Below are 18,287 nucleotides of genomic sequence, written 5' to 3'. Positions count from 1 at the left end.
GTATCGCGCATTGAGGAGGCTCGGATGGCGCCACGATATGTTGGGTTAGCCGCTGCGTTCGTGGCCGCCGCATCGGTTGCGACGGTCGCCTTCGCGCAGGACGCCGAGCGCAAGGGCATCGCGGCCCCGCCCGGCCACGTCTTCAAGACGATCATCTCCGGCTATGAATTCCGCAGCAAGGAGACGCGTGCGTTGCAGGACGACGATCTCGAAAATCCCGGCTTTCTGGCCGTGGAGCGAGCTGCGGATGTCTGGAAGAAAGTCGAGGGCGCCGCGGGCAAGTCCTGCATGAGCTGCCACGAGCAGGCCGAGACGAGCATGAAGGGCGTCGGCGCCGCCATGCCGAAATGGGACGACAAGCTGCAGAAGCCGGTCAATCTCGAGCAGCGCATCAACATCTGCCGCACCGAGCACATGAAGGCGGAGCCCTGGAAATTCAAATCCCAGGAACTGACCGACATGACCACGTTCGTGCGCTACCAATCGCACGGCATGAAGGTCGCAGTGAAGACCGACGGTCCGATGTCACCCTGGTTCGAGCGCGGCAAGCAGATCTACTACACGCGCTACGGCCAGCTCGATCTCGCCTGCGAGTCCTGCCACGAGCGCAACAATGGCAAGTTCATGCGTGCCGACTTCCTGAGCCAGGGTCAGACCAACGGCTTTCCGACCTATCGGCTGCGCGACCAGCGCCTGGTGCCGCTGCATGAGCGTTTCGAAGGTTGCATGTTCGACGTGCGCGCAGAGCCCTTCAAGCCTCTGTCGGATGAGTTCCTTGCGCTCGAGCTTTACGTCGCCTGGCGCGGCATCGGGCTGCCGGTCGAAACGCCGTCCGTGCGCAACTGAAACTATGAGCGTCTAGGAGCATTGCGCATGATCTCTCGCCGCGAGTTCATTCAGGTTGCTGCGGCAACGGCGGCACTCTCGACCGGTTTCGGCTCGGGCCTGACTCGGGCGGTCGCCCAGCAGCGCCTGACCCAGAAGGAATTGCTGGCCTTCGAGCCGCTCGGCAACGTCACGCTGGTGCATGTGACCGACATTCACGGTCAGCTCATGCCGCTCTATTTCCGCGAGCCTTCCACCAATCTCGGCGTGGGCGAGGCAAAGGGCCTCCCGCCGCACGTCACCGGCAAGGAATTCCTCGCGCGCTTCGGCATCGCGCCCGGCTCGTCGGCGGCCTACGCGCTGACCTCGGAGGATTTCGAGGCGCTGGCCAAGAGCTACGGCCGGATCGGCGGCCTCGACCGCGCTGCGACGGTGATCAAGGCCATTCGCGCCGAGCGCGGCGACAAGGTCGCGCTGCTCGACGGCGGCGACACCTGGCAGGGATCGTGGTCGTCGCTGAAGACGCGCGGCCAGGACATGATCGACTGCATGGCGCTGCTCAAACCGGACGCCATGACCGGGCATTGGGAATTCACCTACGGCACCGAGCGCGTCAAGCAGGCGATCGAAGGCCTCGGCTTCCCATTCCTCGGCCTCAACATCCGCGATACCGAATGGAACGAGGCGGCCTTCGACGCCTCGACCATGATCGAGCGCGGTGGCGTCAAGATTGCCGTGCTGGGCCAGGCCTTTCCGTATACGCCGGTCGCCAATCCGCGCTGGATGATTCCGAACTGGTCGTTCGGCGTGCGCGAGGAGGACGTGCAGGCGCAGGTCGACAAGGCGCGCAAGGGCGGCGCGCAGCTTGTCGTGCTGCTCTCGCACAACGGCTTTGACGTCGACCGCAAGCTTGCCAGCCGCGTCAAGGGCATCGACGTCATTCTGACCGGTCACACCCATGACGCGCTGCCTGAGGCGGTGAGGGTCGGCAAGACGCTGTTGATCGCTTCGGGTTCGTCCGGCAAGTTCGTGTCGCGGCTCGACCTCGACGTCCGCGACGGCGAGGTCAAGGCCTACCGTTACAAGCTCATTCCTCTGTTTTCCGACGTCATCGCGCCGGATGCCGAGATGGCCGCGAAGATCGCCGAGGTTCGCAAGCCCTTCGCGTCGGAGCTATCGAAGGTGCTCGGCAAGACCGACTCGCTGCTGTATCGGCGGGGCAACTTCAACGGCACCTTTGACGACCTGATCTGCCAGGCGCTGATGCAGGAGCGCGACGCGGAGATCGCGCTTTCGCCCGGCTTTCGCTGGGGCACCAGCGTGCTGCCGGGACAGGACATCACCTTCGAGGACGTCACCAACGCGACCGCGATCACCTATCCGGCGGTCTACCGCATGGGAATGACGGGCTCGCGCCTGAAGGAGATCATCGAGGACGTCGCCGACAATCTCTTCAATGTCGATCCCTATTATCAGCAGGGCGGCGACATGGTGCGGATCGGCGGGCTGTCCTACGCGATCGATATCGCGAAGCCGCAAGGCAGCCGCATCTCGGACATGCAACTGGTCAAGACCGGCGCGCCGATTGATCCCAACAGAGAGTATCAGGTCGCTGGCTGGGCCAGTGTCAACGAAGGAACCGAGGGGCTGCCGATCTGGGAGGTCGTCGCCAACTATTTGACCCGACAGAAGACGGTTCGCCTCGAACCGAACAGAGCTGTCAAAGTCACCGGAGCGTAAGAAGCGATGTCGAAGATGGACAGTCCCCGGCAATCCCGACGCAGTTTCCTGGCCGCTAGCGCCGGCGTTGCGGCATCGATACTCGCCAAGCCCACCTTTGCCGGCGGCGGCAATCCGGCCAACCAGCCGCCGAATGTGCCCGAATGGACCAAGGCGCTCGGCGAGGGCGTCGCCGTGCGCCCGTATGGCAAGCCGTCGAAGTTCGAGAAGGATGTCGTTCGGCGCGATGTCGAATGGCTGACCGCCTCGCGCGAATCGTCCGTGAGCTTCACGCCGCTGCATGAGCTCGAAGGCATCATCACGCCCAACGGCCTCTGCTTCGAGCGGCATCATGGCGGGATCGCCGAAATCGATCCGGCCGACCATCGTCTGATGATCCATGGTCTGGTGGAACGTCCGCTGATCCTCACGCTGGAAGAGCTGAAGCGCTATCCGCGCGTCAATCGCATCCACTTCATGGAATGCGCGGCGAATTCGGGCATGGAGTGGCGCGGCGCGCAGCTCAATGGCTGCCAGTTCACCCACGGCATGATCCACTGCGTGCAGTATACCGGCGTGTCGCTACGCACGCTGCTGGAGGAGGCCGGGGTCAAGACCAACGGCAAATGGCTGCTGATCGAGGGCGCCGATGCGGCTGCGATGGATCGCAGCCTGCCGATCGAGAAGGCGCTCGACGACTGCATCATCGCCTACAAGATGAACGGCGAGGCGCTCTACCCCGAGCAGGGCTATCCGATGCGGCTCGTGGTGCCAGGCTGGCAGGGCAATCTCTGGGTCAAGTGGCTGCGCCGCATCAAGGTCGGCGACCAGCCCTGGCACACACGCGAGGAGACGTCGAAATACACGGACCTGCTGCCGAACGGCAAGGCGCGTCGCTTTACCTGGTCGATGGACGCAAAATCGGTGATCACGAGCCCGAGCCCGCAGGCGCCGATCAAGCATGGCAAGGGTTTTACCATCGTCTCCGGGCTCGCCTGGAGCGGCAACGGCAAGGTCAAGCGCGTCGACGTGTCGCTCGACGGCGGCCGCAACTGGTGGCCGGCGCGGCTCGATGGCCCGGTGCTCGACAAGGCGCTGACGCGCTTCTACTACGAGTTCGACTGGAACGGCGAGCCGCTGCTCTTGCAATCGCGCGTTCAGGACGAGACCGGCTATGTGCAGCCGAGCAAGGCCGAGCTGCGCAAGATCCGCGGCGTCAACTCCATCTATCACAACAATGGCATCCAGACCTGGCATGTGCAGGCCAATGGTGAGGTCGAGAATGTCGAAGTCGCCTAAGTTCATTGCAGCCGCGCTAGTCGCTTGCGCGCTGGTCGCGCCGTCGCTGGCGCAACAAAAAACCGACGTCAAAGCCGGTCCGCGCTACCACATCGGTCGTGCTCCGACCGCGGACGAGATTCGCGGCTGGGATATCGACGTGCGGCCGGACGGCCAGGGCCTGCCCGAGGGCAAGGGCTCGGTCGCGCAGGGCGAAAAACTGTTCATGGACAATTGCTCGACCTGCCACGGTGAGTTCGGCGAAGGCAACGGCCGCTGGCCGGTGCTGGCTGGCGGCAAGGGCTCGCTGACGTCGGACAATCCGGTCAAGACGGTGGGCTCCTATTGGCCCTATGCCTCGACCGTGTTCGACTATGTCCGTCACGCCATGCCCTATGGCAACGCTGAGTCCTTCTCGGTCGACGAATATTATGCGCTGGTCGCCTACGTCCTCTATCTGAACGACGTCGTCACCGACCAGAACTTCGAGCTGAACAACAAGAATCTCGCCACGATCAAGATGCCGAACGAGCAGGGATTCGTGATGGACGATCGCGCCACGAGCGAAAAATCGTTCTGGCAGAAGGACCCCTGCATGAAGGATTGCATCGCGCCGGTGAAGATCACCGCGCGCGCGGCCGCGATCGATGTGACGCCCGAGGACAGCAAGGACAAGAAGTCGCGGGGCGTGGAATGAACTGCAGGCAGGCGAGCCGCCGCGGATTGCTTCGCGGACTGCTCGTTGCTGCCGTCATTGTATCAAATCTCGCCGTTCCGTCCCGGGCGGCGGAGCCGCACCGGCTTGCGCTCCAGATCAGCGACGACGACCCGGTCAAGATGCGTGCCGTCCTCGATGTTGCGGCCAACGTCTCGCGGCATTATTCCGGGCAGGGCGGGGATGTCGAGATCGTGGTGGTCGCTTTCAATGGCGGCCTCGACATGCTGCTCGAGGACCGCTCGCCGGTGAAGGAGCGTCTGGTGAACTTCCTGAAGTCGATGCCCAATGTGGGCTTGATCGCCTGCGGCAATACGCTGGAGACGCTGGCGGTGAAGGAAGGCCGACGGCCGCCGCTGATCGATGGCGTCAGCGTCACCCAGGTCGGTGTTGCCGCGCTGATGGATCTGGCGGAAAAGAACTGGACGATCGTCCGCCCCTGAGGAAAGAGCCACTGATGCGATGGTTGTTAGGACTGGCCGTCTTGCTCGCTCTCGCGTGGCCTGCCGGCGCCGCCGAGCAGGAGCTCGAACTGTCCATCAACGGCCATACGGCGCTCGCGACGCTGCGCACGCCGACGTCGATGGCTCCCGAGACGCCGCTGGTCGTGATGACCCACGGCACGCTCGCCCACAAGGACATGGAGGTCATTCAAGGCGTCGCCAAGGCGCTTCAGCAACGCGGCATCGCCTCGCTCGCCCATACGCTGTCGCTGGGGCTCGATCGCCGCAAGGGCATGTACGACTGTGCCACGCGGCACGACTATGTCGTTGACGATGCGGTTGCCGAGATTGGCGCCTGGGTGACGCGGGAGAAGGGAATGTCCCGGTTCGTCTTCACGTTCGGTCATTCGCGCGGCGGCAATCAGGTCGCGCGCTATCTGGCGACGAGCGAAACCCCTCCCGTCGCGGGCGCGGTGCTGTTGGCACCGACGACCGCGGGAGCCGAAGCGGGCTTGCGCGCTTCCTATGTCCAGACCTATGGCAAGCCGCTCGAGCCGCTCCTGGAAAAGGCGACCAAAGCCATCGCTGCGGGGCGCGGCGGCGAATGGATGGATGTGCCCGGCTTCATCTACTGCCGCAACGCGGTGGTGACGGCGCGGGCCTTTTCATCCTTCTATGCTGCCGATGCCGCCCAGGACACCGCGGCGCTCGTGGCGCGCGTGAAGCTGCCGGTGCTGGTGTTCGCCGCAACCAAGGATGCCGTAGTGCCCGATGTGATAGCGTCCTTCACGCCGCTCGCCGTTTCGAGCGGTGGCAGGGTGCAACTCGAGAGAATCGAGGACGCCGATCATTTCTTCCGCGACCTGTTCACGGAGGATGTCGCCGACCGCATCGCCGACTTCATCAAGCAGACACGATAGGAGGGACCATGCAGCGTCGATCCATGCTTCGCGCGAGCCTTGCCGGACTGTTTGGCGTCCTTGCCGTGCGCGAGGCAACGGCTGCGACGGAAACTCCGGCACGGCAGCGCGTCGTTTATCACCTCGCCGATGCCGAGCGGGTCGTCTTCGTGCTGGGCAACCTCCAGAACCATGTCGACGGCGTCGGCGGGCCGGGCAAGGCCGATATCAGGCTGGTCGTGCACGGGCCGGTGCCGCGCGCCTTTCATGCGCTGGCGGCCGAGGACCACACGGTTGCGATGATGAAGAAGCTCACTGACGCCGGCGTCGGATTTGACGCCTGCGCCAACACGATGAAGGCGCAGGGCGTTAAGCTCGATGACCTCACGCCCGGCTTCGTGGTGGCCGAGAAGGGCGGCGTCGTTCGGCTCGCCGAGTTGCAACAGCAGGGATATGCCTATCTGCGCCCCTGACCGGGAGCGGCGATCTCCTGCAAAGCTCGGGGCCTTGATTTGGCTCATTTGGCGAGGCCGCGCGGCGCGATAGATTGGCGGATCTCGACGGAAGACGGAGGCGGCTGTGCTGGCGCCACTGATCGATCTCCTGGGCGAAGACCGGCTGTCATGGCTCGGTGGCCTTCTGGTCGGCGGCCTGTTCGGCTTCTTCGCCCAGCGAAGCCGCTTCTGCCTGCGCGCCGCGGCCGTCGAATTCTCCCGCGGCGAGGGCGGCCCGCGCCTCGCGGTCTGGCTGCTGACCTTTGCCGCCGCGCTCATAGGCACGCAGACTTTTGTAGCACTTGGCTTGCTCGACGTCTCCGAGGCGCGGCAGCTTGCGCAGCAGGGCAGCATCTCCGGCGCGCTCGTGGGCGGGGTGATGTTCGGTTGCGGCATGATTTTGGCGCGAGGCTGCGCCAGCCGGCTGCTGGTGCTCTCGGCCAACGGCAATCTCAGGGCCCTGCTGTCGGGCCTGGTGTTCGCGGTGACGGCGCAGGCGTCCTATCGCGGATTGCTGTCGCCCGCGCGCGAATGGGTCACCCGTCTGTGGCTGGTCGACGGCGGACCGTCGCGCGATATCATGACGTTGTTCGGCGCGGGCTTGCCCGAAAAGCTTGCCTTCGGCGGCTTGTGGCTGATCGCGGGGCTTGCCTTCGCCTTTCGCTGCGACTTGCCGCGCCGCCTGATCCTCTCCGCGCTCGCAACCGGCGCGGCGGTGGTCGCCGGCTGGCTCTTTACCTATCAGCTTTCGCAGGCTTCGTTTGCGCCGGTGACGCTGAAGAGCCTCACCTTCAGCGGACCGTCGGCGGAACTGCTGATGCTGGTGCTGAACAGTTCGCAGCTCCGGCTCGGCTTTGATCTCGGCATCATTCCCGGCGTGTTCCTCGGCTCCTTCATCGCGGCAGCGCGTGCGCATGAGCTGGCGCTCGAGGGGTTCTCGGACGGGCTCGGCATGCGACGCTATCTGCTCGGCGCCGTGATGATGGGATTCGGCGCGATGCTTGCCGGCGGGTGCGCAGTCGGCGCCGGCGTGACCGGCGCCTCGGTGTTCGCACTCACCGCCTGGCTCGTGCTCGGCGGCATGTGGCTGGGGGCGGTGCTCACGGACCTGCTCGTCGACCATGGCGGCGCCCCGCAACCGCAGCAGACGGCGGGTTCGCCCGCGTCGCGCGCCTGTCATGTTGGCTGAGCCGCGACGAAGTCGAGTCCGAGCGCACCATAAATCCACTTTGACGTTGAAGTCCTTTGCTTTTCCTGGTGCATCCGGGTTTGCAGATGCCGGCTGTCATTGGATGGGGCCTGTCGGCGCAAACAGCGCCAAGCAGAGACCGAGCCCTCATGCGCTCCAGCCTTGCAGCTCGAATTCTACGCCTGGTTGAGGCGTCAATTCGCTCTACCGTGTCCACGCGGTAACAGCTGTCAGCTCCCGAAGCAGGTATAATGCTGCCCATATTTATCCCTGAGGTTGATATGAAAAAGCTTTGCTTTGGTCTTGCTGCCGCGCTCTCGATCGCTGCCGCTCCTGCCTCGGGTGCGGATATGGCCGCCAAGGCGCCGATCTATAAGGCACCAGCGCCGGTCCCCTATGTCTGGACAGGTTGCTACGTCGGCGGAAACGTCGGTGGTGGATGGGCGGACACGTCCTATCGGATCAACGACCCCACGCAAGGCGTTGTTAACGGTGCCAGCCTCGGGTCGAACACCGGTTCGGGCGTTGTCGGCGGCGGACAGATCGGCTGCGATTACCAAGTCGGAAACTGGGTCTTCGGTGCGCAGGGGATGTTCGACTGGACAGACATCAAGGGCAGTCATCCTGATCCGATCAATGCTTTCCCGCTGATCTGGACCAGCAAGATTTCCTGGCTCGCAACGGCGACCGGTCGGGTCGGCTACACCATCACGCCGCAGGCCCTGCTTTATCTCAAGGGTGGTGCAGCCTGGGCAAAGACGCATGACGACCGCACCGGACCGGCGTTGGGAATTATTCTGTCCTACACCACGCCCGATCACACCGACTTCGGCTGGACCGTAGGTGCCGGATTCGAATATCTCCTCGCGCGCAACTGGTCTGTGTTCGCGGAGTACAATTACGTTGATCTCGGCACCAACCGCCTCAGCTACACGCGCAACACCGACGGCGCCGCGTTCTTTGTCGATACCCGACGTCAGATCCATATGGCGACGGTTGGCGTGAACTTCCGGTTCGGGCAGCCCTGATCGAATCCGGGCGTCGCAACCAGATTTCGTAGCCGACGTTTCAGGCGTCGCTGCTCCAGATCCTGCGCGACCGCTCGTTCGGCGGCGCCCTAACAGAGCGGCTCCCACATCTCGATGTCGCGATCGAGTGCGAGCAGGACGGGAAGCGCCTCATGCCAGGCGTCTCGATAGGATCGCTTGATCTGAACGTTCACGACCTCGTCATGGCTCTCCCAGGTCTCGTAGAGCATGAAGCGATTTTCGGACACGGGATCGCGATGCAGGACCGCCTGATGAAACGTCGGCTCGTGTCTCATCGCGTCGAGCACTGCCCCGAGCAGTCGCAGAAAATTCGCACGCTGCTCGGGCACAACGTCAAACTTGATGACATAGGTCACCGGCATGGTGCTTCTCCTCGGCATGATCGGTCCTGCCGCAGCGCCATGGCTCGGACCCTTGCCAGGTCCGGGAAGGGTGCATCATGCGACCGCGCCCGGTCGATTACCTCGCAGGTCAAAAACACGGTGACGTGCGCCGCGAATATGACCACGGAGGTCATGGTGATCGCGGGATCGGTCGCAGGCGGCCCCTAGCTCGCCCGGTCGGCGGCCCCTTCAGCCGTATTCCTCGCCGATGCCGTATTCCTTGTAGATCTCGAGCGGATCGACTTCCGGAAACAGGCGGCATTTGGCCTGGGCGAGGTGCAGGCTCACCGCCGCCGGCTCCTTGCCGTTCGAAAGCATCTTGCGGATGTCGTCCATATGCGCGCTCGGCTGGTGCTTCGGCGCGAGCTGCTCCAGCGCGACCAGTGCGGTCGCGAGGGCCTCGGTCAGAACCCATTCGTCGTGGCCCGTGATTCCCTTCTTCGGCATCGGCAGACCCCAGATATGGCGGCGCGGCCCAGTCTATCGCGACTTCTGCCAAATCTCCATTGAGCCGTTGCGGACGGCCCGCGCGAGGCGGGCGCCCTTGCATTATGGCAGCGCGTGGCTAAAAGGCGGCAAATTGCAGGGCCATGGTATCTTTGTTGAAACAATATTGGCGTAGACGGGCGCCTGCAGGGATCCGGCTGGCAGTTCCGGTCTGGCTCCCCTGATCCCGCATTCGCAACGCGCTTCCGCCTGCGCACCCTCAAGGCTCAAGCCAGCATGGTCTTTCTCAGCTTCGTCTACCGCTTCGTCACCAATTTCGCGTTCCTGGCGGTGGTCTATTTCAGCCTGAACTTCATGGAGAAGTATCCGAACCGGGCGATCCTCGCGATCCTGGTGCTGGTTTATGCCGGCATGCGCGCCGCCTCGACGCTGCGTGCGTTCTACTTCTTCCAGAAGATCGAGAAGCTGGAGGCCGAGACGAAGCGTCTTCAGGCCCCGATCAATGACGGCTCGGGCGGAACCAATGCGCGCAAGCAGGTCGTTGCCGACGTCGCCCGGCTGCGCCGCGACGGCGAGCTCAAGTCCTATATGGACCTGTTCTTCCTTGCGCTGATCGTGCTGCTCTGCGTCGCCGCGATCATGCGGCAATAGCCGCTCAAGCGCGCTTCTTCACGCTGGTCGCGACGCGGGTCGGGCGGGACGCCGTGTTCTTGAGTGCAGTGTTCTTGGCCTGCGCGGCATGCTTGGGAGCGGCCGGCGCCGCATGCGCGGTCCGGGGAGCGTGTGGCTTGCCGGCCTTGGCCTTTGCGGCCTTGCCCTTGTCCGCGCGGGGCGTCTCGGCCGCCATGGCGAGCCGCGACAAGGTCGTGGACAGCAACACCTCGACCGAGCCTTCCGGAATCGCGAACAGATCGCGGCCGGGCACGGGCAGGGTGGATGCGATATCCACCTGCCCCTTGGTCCGGCGCGGCAGCAGCGGCTGATGCTCGGTCTGCGCATTGAGGTCGGACAGCGCCGGCGCCGGCAGCGTCCGGGTCTCGGTGAACACGAAATTCGGAACGGCCGGCCAGCGCACGATCGGCGTCGTCTCGGTCGGCGGATGCAGCAGCCATTCGACCGGCGTGGTCGGCGTCGCCGGCCGGTCCGCGGTTGCCGGTACCACATGCACGATGCGATAGCCGCGCGCCTTGAGGTCGCGGATGATCTTCGGCAGCGCCGCCACGGTGCGGGCCTGGATGTCGTGCAGCAGCAAAATGCCCTTGCCCTTGGCCTCCAGCCGCTGCATCGCGAGCTGATAGACGCGGTCGGACGACACGTGGCGCCAATCGTCGGCGGGGAAATCGGCGCTCCAGACCTGGATGCCGCGCGAGATCAAATAGTTCTCGACGCCCTCGGCGCGCATCAGGCCGGGAATGCGGAAGAACGGCGCGAGCTTGGACGGATCGGTCATCGCGGCCGAGGTCCACTCGATGCCGCCGTTGATCTCGGGCTCGTATTTCTCGACCGGCATCCGGTCGAACGTCAGCGGATGGTTCATGCTGTGGGTGCCGACGGTGTGACCCGCCGCCACCAGCTTGCGCACGCCTTCCGGGTTCGCCTTGGCCTGGCTGCCGATGATGAAGAAGGTCGCCTTGATGCACTCGTCGTCGAGCATCTTGAGGACCTGGTTGGAATATTTCGGCAGCGGACCATCGTCGAAGGTCAGGACGACCTCGTGGTCCTTCAGGGGCAGCGTCTCGCGGTACTGCATGGTGCCGATGCGCGGATGCTCGCGCGGATCGACCACGAGGGTGCGGGACGTGCCGAGCGCGTCCGGGTGGCCGGGGCAGTCGGCCGCATGAGCCGCCGGTGCGCCCACGGTCAGCAAACCCAGACAGAGGACGAGCCACGATCGCGTCCGAACCACAACGCTACTTCCGATCATGAATCCCGTCTGCCCTCATACGCGATTGCCGCCATAGTAGGTCGGAGACGCCTGGAAACGGTTCAGGCGCCATACCCTACCATCTTTGCATGGCGTAGCATGAACAGAGTGTTAATAGGGCCAAAATCACCCCATTTTGCCCCGGCGTGACATTCCGGCATCAGCGCGCATCGGCGTTTTTCTGTGACGTGCCCGCCGGAACCGCGTGAACGACGCGAAACCCGTTCTGCTTCAGATACCGCAGGAAGGCCGGCATGATCGCGGCCGTGCGCGCCTTCGGATCATGGAAGAGAATGATACCCTTGCCGCTCGCAGCGAGGCGCTCGGTGACCAGCTTCAATTCCTGCTCCGGCGTCATCTCGTTCCAGTCGCTCGCCCAGAGGTCGGCCCCGAACACGACGATGCCGCGCGATTGCAGCAGATCGAGCTCGGCCTGCGTCGCCTCGAAATAGGGGAAGCGGAAGAACGGCGTCGATGGCGTCGTCGTCGAGACCCCGTGCAGCGCCATCTCGTCGGCGGCGATGCCGCGGTCGATCTCGCTCCTGGCCTTGTCGATCGGGATCCGCGCCATGAACGGATGCGAGAAGGTGTGATGACCGATAGTATGGCCTTCGCGTGCAATACGCTTGACCATCTCGGGATGCTCGGAGGCGTGCAGGCCGATCAGGAAGAACGTCGCGCGCACGCATTCCTGCGCCAGCGCCGCCAGCACCTTCGACGTCGTCGGCGGATGCGGCCCGTCGTCGAAGGTCAGCACGACCTCGTGATCGGCCAGCGCCAGCGTCTGCGGAAAGCTCTTCAAGCCGACGCGCGGCGTGGCCTTGGCGTCGACGGTTAGGATCCGCGACGTGCCGAGCGCATCCTTGCGCGGGCACTCGGCGGCATCCGTCGGGGCAATGCCGGTGAGGGCCGCAAGGACGGCGCCCGCCGACATCAATGTCCATTTCAGCCGAAGCATCTTTGCCATTGCGCTGGGAGTCGCCTTGTGGGTATTGCCTGAACCATCAGCTCAGACCACTCGTTCCAACCTGTCAAACGGCGAGGCGCGCCATGGATGAACATATGGACGGTGCCCCATCCGCCGCGGATTCGGTACTCGACCACGTGCCGATGCGCAATGAAGACGGCGAAATTCGTCACGAATTCGTCGAGGAAATTGCCCGTGCGATCGAGGCGGCGGACAGCGCCGCGCTGCGCGCCTGCGTGGCCGAGCTGCACGAGGCGGACCTCGGCGACCTGATCGGCGCCCTCGCGCCCGACGACCGCGTCCGCCTGGTCGAGCTCACGGGGCGCGACTTCGACTTCTCGGCGCTGAACGAGGTCGACGAGGCCGTGCGCGAGGAGATCCTCGAGGAGCTGCCGCCGGAGACGGTCGCCGAAGGCGTCCGCGAGCTCGAATCCGACGACGCGGTCGAGCTGCTGGAGACCCTCGACGAGGACGAGCAGGAGGAGATCCTCGAGAAGCTGCCCCTGCAGGAGCGCGTCGCGCTCGAGCGCAGCCTGCTGTATCCGGAAAATTCCGCCGGCCGCCGCATGCAGACCGAGTTCATCGCCGTGCCCCAGGATTTCACTGTCGGGCAGGCGATCGACTACATGCGCGAGACGCCCGATCTGCCCGACCGCTTCTACGAGATCTATGTCGTCGACAAGGACCAGCACTGGCAGGGCGCAGTCCCCCTCGACGTGCTCTTGCGCGCGCGCCGCCCGGTGCCGCTCACCGAGCTGACCGACGAGGACCGCCGCCGCGTCTCCGTCCTGGAGGACCAGGAGGAGGTGGCGCGCATGTTCGGCAAGTATAACCTCGTCGCCGCGCCCGTGCTCGACACCCAGGACCGCCTCGTCGGCGTCATCACCGTCGACGACGTCGTCGACGTCATCGAGGAGGAGGCCGACGAGGATCTCAAGGCGCTCGGCGGCGTCACCAGCGACGAAGAGCTGTCGGACACGTTCCTCACCATCGCCCGCGGCCGCTTCAACTGGCTGCTGGTCAACCTCGCCACCGCGTTCCTGGCGTCCTCCGTGCTCGGCCTGTTCGAGGGTCAGCTCGAGAAGATGGTCGCGCTCGCGGTGCTGGCGCCGATCGTGGCGAGCCAGGGCGGAAATGCCGCGACCCAGACCATGACGGTCGCGGTGCGCGCACTCGCCACCCGCGAGCTCGGTTCCTCCAACGCCTGGCGCGTGGTGCTGCGCGAGACGCTGGTCGGCCTCGTCAACGGGCTCGCCTTCGCCGTGATCACGGGCATCGCGGCGGTGGCCTGGTTCAAGATCCCGGGCCTCGGCATCGTCATCGGGCTTGCCATCATCTGCAACCTCGTCGCCGGCGCGCTTGGCGGCATCCTGATCCCGATGGCGCTGGAACGCGTCAGGGCCGACCCGGCGGTGGCGTCGGGCACCTTCGTCACCACGGTGACGGATGTCGTCGGCTTCTTCTCCTTCCTCGGCATCGCGACGCTCTGGTTCGGGTTGAAGTAGCTCTCGCCCAGGCGGGAGTTCGTAGCCCGGATGGAGCGCAGCGTAATCCGGGACCGCTGTATCGCCGCGAGAGCTGCCCCGGATTGCGCTTCGCTCCATCCGGGCTACCGGCCATCATCATCTTTAATCCGAACTTAAGCGACCTGCCGCATCATCATGCCCGCTTGGGGGAATGGACATGCGGTTGCGGCTGAAGGCGGACGGGCGGATCGTCGAGTTGCGGGATGGACGGGAATTTCCGGTCCAGCCGGCGGCCAATGCCGCACCTAGCGACACCAGTTCGCTCGCGGTGCGCGATTTGCGGCGCCGCGCCTGCCTGACCCAGATGGAGTTTGCCGCCAAGCTCGGCGTTCCCGTCGAGACCATCCGCAATTGGGAGCAGGGCAAGCGCGCCCCGCGCGGACCGGCGCGCGCGCTGCTCGCGGTGATCGCGCACGCGCCCGACACCGTGTTCCAGGCGCTGGCCAAGGCGTGACGTCAAGGCCTGAAGCCTCGCGCGAACCTCCTGTTAGCATTGCCCTGAAGATCCGTCCCGATGGCACCGACGCCCGTTGGCAACCATCACGGGCGAGGTCCATAATGCCGTTCGGGGCTGCCGCAACAGAGAGGATTCCTCATGCTGTTCGTCGAGGCCAATGGCGCAAGGATTCCGGCGATCGGGCTCGGAACCTGGGAGTTGGAAGGGCGGACCTGCGCGCGCGTGGTCGAGCAGGCGCTGCGGCTCGGCTATCGCCATATCGACACCGCCCAGGTCTATGACAACGAGCGCGAGGTCGGCGACGGCCTGCGCTCCTCCGGCGTGCGCCGCGACGATATCTTCCTCACGACGAAAGTCTGGACCAACCATTTCGCGCCCCACGACCTCGAGCGCTCGGTCAAGGAGAGCCTCGCGCGCCTGCGGCTTTCCTCCGTCGATCTCTTGCTGCTGCACTGGCCCAATCCGCACGTGCCGCTGGCGGAGACGCTTGGCGCGCTGTCGCATGCGAAGCGCATGGGCCTCGCCCGCCACATCGGGGTCTCCAACTTCACGGTGGCGTTGGTCGAGCAGGCGGTTGCGCTATCGGGCGAGCCGCTGGTCTGCAACCAGGTCGAATTCCATCCCTATCTCGACCAGGCGAAGGTGAGGGCTGCCTGCGACCAGCACGGTCTCGCGCTGGTCGCCTACAGTCCCATCGCCAAGGGCCGCATCAAGTCCGACCAGACCCTCGCCGCCATTGGCCGCGCGCATCGCAAGACGTCGGCGCAGGTCTGCCTGCGCTGGCTGGTGCAACAGAATGTCGCTGCGATCCCGCGCACCTCGCGTGTCGAACGCCTGTCGGAGAACATCGATATCTTCGATTTCGAGCTCTCGGATGAGGAGATGGCGCAGATCGCCGCGCTGGCCAGTCCCAAGGGCCGCTTGACCGATTTCGGCTTCGCACCGAAATGGGATTGAGGGGAGACGGCGGTATGCTAACAGCAGGGCGGCAACCCAAGATCGGGCGATGGAACTGCGGAAGATCATACGGACGGACATTGCAGCGTCGGCGATCGCGCATCTGACGCTGGTGGCGCTGATCATCGTGATCAGCGAGGTCCGTCCGTTCCACGCCGCCGCGCCCGAGACCGTTTCCGTCGACATCGTCACGCCGGAGCAGGTGAAGCAGGAGGAAGCCAAGGCCCAAGAGAAGGAAGAGAAGGAGAAGCTGCCGGAGTCGCTCCCCGACCTGAAGCTGCCGAAGCTGGATGTCACCGACAAGGCGGACGCGACGGCGAAGCCGGCCGCCAAGCCGCAGGCATCGCCTGAACCGCAGCAGCCAGCGCAGCAGAAACAGCCGCCGCCTTCACCCTCGCAGCCGACAAAGCAGCGCGAGGCCAACGTGCAGCCTCAGCCTCAACAGCCGCCGCCGCAACCGCAGCCCCAACTGCCACCTCAGGCGATGCCACAACAGCCGATGCCGCAGCCACCGATGCAGTCGCCACAGGCGATGCAGCAGCCGCAGGCCACGCCCCCGCCGGCCTATCAGGCGCCAGAGCCTGATGTCACCGTCAAGTATGGCGTCATGCTCGGGTTGCCGCCCGAACTGCCGACCGAGCTGCCGAAAGACGCGCCCAAGGACGACGGCGGCGACGCCAAGGATTCAATTGCAGCCAAGCTGCCGGCGGAAGTCATCGCGGCACTTCGCCGACATTTGAGAAGCTGCGCCAAGCTGCCGGCCGGGGTCGAGCCGACCGACAACGTCCACATCAAGCTGCGCGCAGTGTTCGCCACCGACGGCACGCTGGCGCGCGAGCCGATTCTCATGGCGGCCCCGCCATCCGCCAAGGGCGTGGCCATCGTGAGGTCGGCGACGGCCGCGCTCCAAGCCTGCCAGCCCTACAAGATGTTGCCGGCCGACAAATACGAGGAATGGAGGGTGTTGGACCTGCCGTTCAGCCCGCGGGATTTCGCGTCGTAGCTTTCCCGTAGCCCGAGTGTCTGTGACGCCGTAGGATGGGTAGAGCACTTGCGAAACCCATCATGTTCGCGCAGGGACGAGAATGCGATGGGTTTCGCTTCGCTCTACCCATCCTACGAGTGCCACGAGAGTCGTTCAGAGAATTGCGCTGCTGCCTCATACTCCGTCATTGCGAGCGCAGCGAAGCAATCCAGAATCCCACCGCAGAGAGACTCTGGATTGCTTCGCTGCGCTCGCAATGACGATGCTGAAGCAGCGCACGCTCCACTTCGCTCTCGTGCCCCGGACGCAGCGCAGCGCTTCTTCAGCGGTGCGCTGCAGAGCCGGGGCCGCCCATCTCGCTCAGGGGATGTGGCTTCTAGGTCCCGGCTCTGCGCCGCAACGCTCCATGCGTTGCAGCTTGTCCGGGACACGAAGTGGCGATCAATGACCGCGCTTCCGCGCCTCCTCGCGATCCGCCGCGGGCGCCTCCGGCGCCATCGCCGCCCACGCGCTGGAGGCGAACTGCCGCCGCCACGTCACGATCACCACGGCGGCCGTGGTCACGAACAGCACCCAGGGGCTGACGAACCAGCCGAGATAGCCGAGCGCGAAGAAGAAGGCGCGCTGGCCGCGGTTGAAATGGCGGCCGGCGGATTCGAACAGGCGTGTGGTGCGCATGACATGGGCCTCGGCCTGCGGCGTGTCGGCTTGCGAGGCCGGCGGCATGCCGCCGAACAGGATCGCGACATAGTTGAACAGGCGATAGGCCCAGGCGAACTTGAAGAAGGCGTAGACGCAGATCAGCACGAGGCCGACGCATTTCAGCTCCCACATCGCCGGCGAGGTGCTGAGGTCGATCGGAAGCTTGCTCAGGATCGTGATCGCGTCGTTGGTGGCGTGCAGCAGCGCCAGCGCGCCGCCGAGCGCGAACAGGCTGGTGGAGGCGAAGAACGCGGTGCCGTTCTGGAGCGAGGCCATGATCTGCATGTCGACCATGCGCGTCTCGCGGTCGAGCAGGCGGCGCACCCAGACCTCGCGGTAGCGGTTCATGCGCGCCGACAGGCTGTCGCGGCCATAGGCCGAGTGCTCCAGCGTCAGCGCATAGGCCAGCCATTCGATGATGAAGAAGCCGACCGCCGTGATGTCGACCCAGTGCCTGCTCATGTCTTGCTCCTAGAGGGATCGCAACGATTGCCACGCATGGCCGGGCGCAGCAACGATTGATTGGCGGCAGGCGATGGCGTTAAAAGCAGCTCGCTTCAAGACGTCTCGGGAAGGATTGGTGACATGGCAACGCTCAAGCTCGCGATCGGCAACAAGAACTACTCGTCATGGTCGATGCGGCCCTGGCTCGCGCTGCGCGCGAACGACATCCCGTTCGTGGAGACCCTGATCCCGCTCTACACCGACAATCCCGCCGACAAGGAGCAGATCCTGTCCTTCAGCCGCGCCGGCAAGGTGCCCGTGCTGGTCGATGGCGACGTGACGGTGTGGGATTCGCTCGCCATTATCGAATACATCGCCGAGCGTTACCCGGAGAAGAAGCTGTGGCCCGACGACGCCGCGGCCCGCGCCCATGCCCGTTCGGTTTGCGCCGAGATGCATTCCGGCTTCGTGCCGCTGCGCAGCGAATGCGGCATGAACCTGCACCGGCCGATCCGCGCCGTAACGCTGTCGGCCGATGCGAAGGCCAACGTCGCGCGCATCGAGGAGATCTGGCGCGAGTGCCGCGCGCGCTATGGAGCCAAAGGACCGTTCCTGTTCGGCCGCTTCGGCGCGGCGGATGCGATGTATGCGCCGGTCGTGCACCGCTTGCGCACCTATGCGATCGACGTGGCGCCGGACACGAAGGCTTACATGGAGACGATGATGGCGCTGCCGGCGTTCCAGGAATGGACCCGCGAGGGGATCGCCGAAACGCTGGTCATCGCGAAGTTCGAGGACGCGTGAGCATGATTGTGATTGAGCGCGGCTTGACGGCATGCCGGATGGCGGCGCTCAATCACCGCGCAACTATGGCTTAGGAGAGG

20 protein-coding genes are annotated in these 18,287 nt (G+C 65.0%); 15 read left to right on the top strand and 5 right to left on the bottom strand.

What is annotated here, in order from left to right:
- Positions 1–24: 24 nt before the first annotated feature.
- The 9 genes from soxA (at position 25) to JQ592_RS08195 (ending at position 8,590) form a co-directional block, all read left to right on the top strand.
- Positions 25–846 carry a sulfur oxidation c-type cytochrome SoxA gene (gene soxA, locus JQ592_RS08235; protein ID WP_211402340.1) on the top strand — a complete coding sequence of 274 codons (822 nt, stop codon included), beginning with the start codon at positions 25–27 and terminating at the stop codon, positions 844–846.
- Between the two features lie 27 nt (positions 847–873).
- Positions 874–2,565, top strand: coding sequence for a thiosulfohydrolase SoxB (soxB, locus tag JQ592_RS08230; RefSeq protein ID WP_211402339.1), 1,692 nt, complete (start codon positions 874–876; stop codon positions 2,563–2,565).
- Positions 2,566–2,571: 6 nt separating this feature from the next.
- Positions 2,572–3,843 (top strand): sulfite dehydrogenase, encoded by a 1,272-nt coding sequence (soxC, locus tag JQ592_RS08225; RefSeq protein WP_211402338.1) that lies wholly within the window; start codon positions 2,572–2,574, stop codon positions 3,841–3,843.
- Positions 3,827–4,519, top strand: coding sequence for a c-type cytochrome (locus tag JQ592_RS08220; RefSeq protein WP_246820229.1), 693 nt, complete (start codon positions 3,827–3,829; stop codon positions 4,517–4,519). Before soxC ends, JQ592_RS08220 begins: the two co-directional genes overlap by 17 nt.
- The gene (locus JQ592_RS08215) at positions 4,516–4,980 is read left to right on the top strand and encodes a hypothetical protein (RefSeq protein WP_246820228.1); all 465 of its coding nucleotides are present in this window, start codon (positions 4,516–4,518) and stop codon (positions 4,978–4,980) included. The genes JQ592_RS08220 and JQ592_RS08215 overlap by 4 nt, the downstream gene beginning before the upstream one ends.
- 14 nt (positions 4,981–4,994) lie before the next feature.
- Complete coding sequence (locus tag JQ592_RS08210; protein ID WP_211402336.1) at positions 4,995–5,900, top strand: alpha/beta hydrolase; 906 nt, start codon at positions 4,995–4,997, stop codon at positions 5,898–5,900.
- Positions 5,901–5,908: 8 nt separating this feature from the next.
- The gene (locus JQ592_RS08205) at positions 5,909–6,352 is read left to right on the top strand and encodes a DsrE family protein (protein WP_211402335.1); all 444 of its coding nucleotides are present in this window, start codon (positions 5,909–5,911) and stop codon (positions 6,350–6,352) included.
- 106 nt (positions 6,353–6,458) lie between these two features.
- Positions 6,459–7,562: a YeeE/YedE family protein gene (locus JQ592_RS08200; protein ID WP_211402334.1), complete on the top strand. Its 1,104-nt coding sequence runs from the start codon at positions 6,459–6,461 to the stop codon at positions 7,560–7,562.
- Positions 7,563–7,813: 251 nt separating this feature from the next.
- Positions 7,814–8,590, top strand: coding sequence for an outer membrane protein (locus tag JQ592_RS08195; RefSeq protein WP_211402333.1), 777 nt, complete (start codon positions 7,814–7,816; stop codon positions 8,588–8,590).
- Between the two features lie 89 nt (positions 8,591–8,679).
- Here JQ592_RS08195 and JQ592_RS08190 read toward each other — a convergent pair whose 3' ends face one another.
- Both JQ592_RS08190 and JQ592_RS08185 read right to left on the bottom strand, forming a co-directional pair.
- On the bottom strand, positions 8,680–8,991 hold the full coding sequence (locus tag JQ592_RS08190; RefSeq protein WP_433996405.1) for a putative quinol monooxygenase: 312 nt from the start codon (positions 8,989–8,991) through the stop codon (positions 8,680–8,682).
- 192 nt (positions 8,992–9,183) lie between these two features.
- Positions 9,184–9,441, bottom strand: a complete 258-nt coding sequence (locus JQ592_RS08185) for a hypothetical protein (RefSeq protein ID WP_211402332.1) — start codon at positions 9,439–9,441, stop codon at positions 9,184–9,186.
- Positions 9,442–9,717: 276 nt separating this feature from the next.
- Between JQ592_RS08185 and JQ592_RS08180 the strand changes: the two genes are divergently transcribed.
- Positions 9,718–10,092: a hypothetical protein gene (locus JQ592_RS08180; protein WP_183245154.1), complete on the top strand. Its 375-nt coding sequence runs from the start codon at positions 9,718–9,720 to the stop codon at positions 10,090–10,092.
- Positions 10,093–10,096: 4 nt separating this feature from the next.
- Here the strand turns inward: JQ592_RS08180 and JQ592_RS08175 are convergent, their stop codons facing one another.
- Complete coding sequence (locus JQ592_RS08175; protein ID WP_211402331.1) at positions 10,097–11,365, bottom strand: polysaccharide deacetylase family protein; 1,269 nt, start codon at positions 11,363–11,365, stop codon at positions 10,097–10,099.
- A gap of 160 nt (positions 11,366–11,525) precedes the next feature.
- On the bottom strand, positions 11,526–12,299 hold the full coding sequence (locus JQ592_RS08170; RefSeq protein WP_211402545.1) for a polysaccharide deacetylase family protein: 774 nt from the start codon (positions 12,297–12,299) through the stop codon (positions 11,526–11,528).
- 116 nt (positions 12,300–12,415) lie between these two features.
- On the opposite strand from JQ592_RS08170, the gene mgtE reads away from it, so the two are divergent.
- From mgtE to JQ592_RS08150, 4 genes are all read left to right on the top strand, one after another.
- The gene (gene mgtE / locus JQ592_RS08165) at positions 12,416–13,837 is read left to right on the top strand and encodes a magnesium transporter (protein ID WP_211402330.1); all 1,422 of its coding nucleotides are present in this window, start codon (positions 12,416–12,418) and stop codon (positions 13,835–13,837) included.
- Positions 13,838–14,009: 172 nt separating this feature from the next.
- Entirely contained in the window at positions 14,010–14,312 is a 303-nt protein-coding gene (locus tag JQ592_RS08160) for a helix-turn-helix domain-containing protein (protein WP_211402329.1), read from the top strand.
- A 141-nt stretch (positions 14,313–14,453) separates the two neighbouring features.
- Positions 14,454–15,272 (top strand): aldo/keto reductase, encoded by an 819-nt coding sequence (locus JQ592_RS08155; RefSeq protein ID WP_211402328.1) that lies wholly within the window; start codon positions 14,454–14,456, stop codon positions 15,270–15,272.
- A 49-nt stretch (positions 15,273–15,321) separates the two neighbouring features.
- Positions 15,322–16,275: a hypothetical protein gene (locus tag JQ592_RS08150; protein ID WP_211402327.1), complete on the top strand. Its 954-nt coding sequence runs from the start codon at positions 15,322–15,324 to the stop codon at positions 16,273–16,275.
- Positions 16,276–16,698: 423 nt separating this feature from the next.
- On the opposite strand, the gene JQ592_RS08145 is transcribed toward JQ592_RS08150, so the two are convergent.
- The gene (locus JQ592_RS08145) at positions 16,699–17,421 is read right to left on the bottom strand and encodes a DUF599 domain-containing protein (RefSeq protein ID WP_211402326.1); all 723 of its coding nucleotides are present in this window, start codon (positions 17,419–17,421) and stop codon (positions 16,699–16,701) included.
- Between the two features lie 123 nt (positions 17,422–17,544).
- Between JQ592_RS08145 and JQ592_RS08140 the strand changes: the two genes are divergently transcribed.
- Positions 17,545–18,207, top strand: coding sequence for a glutathione S-transferase family protein (locus JQ592_RS08140; protein ID WP_211402325.1), 663 nt, complete (start codon positions 17,545–17,547; stop codon positions 18,205–18,207).
- Positions 18,208–18,287 lie beyond the last annotated feature (80 nt).

Source organism: Bradyrhizobium iriomotense, from assembly GCF_018129405.1.
Lineage (GTDB): Bacteria > Pseudomonadota > Alphaproteobacteria > Rhizobiales > Xanthobacteraceae > Bradyrhizobium > Bradyrhizobium iriomotense_B.
The sequence above is the reverse complement of the archived record's forward strand: the minus strand, read 5'-3'. Positions and strand labels throughout refer to the sequence as shown.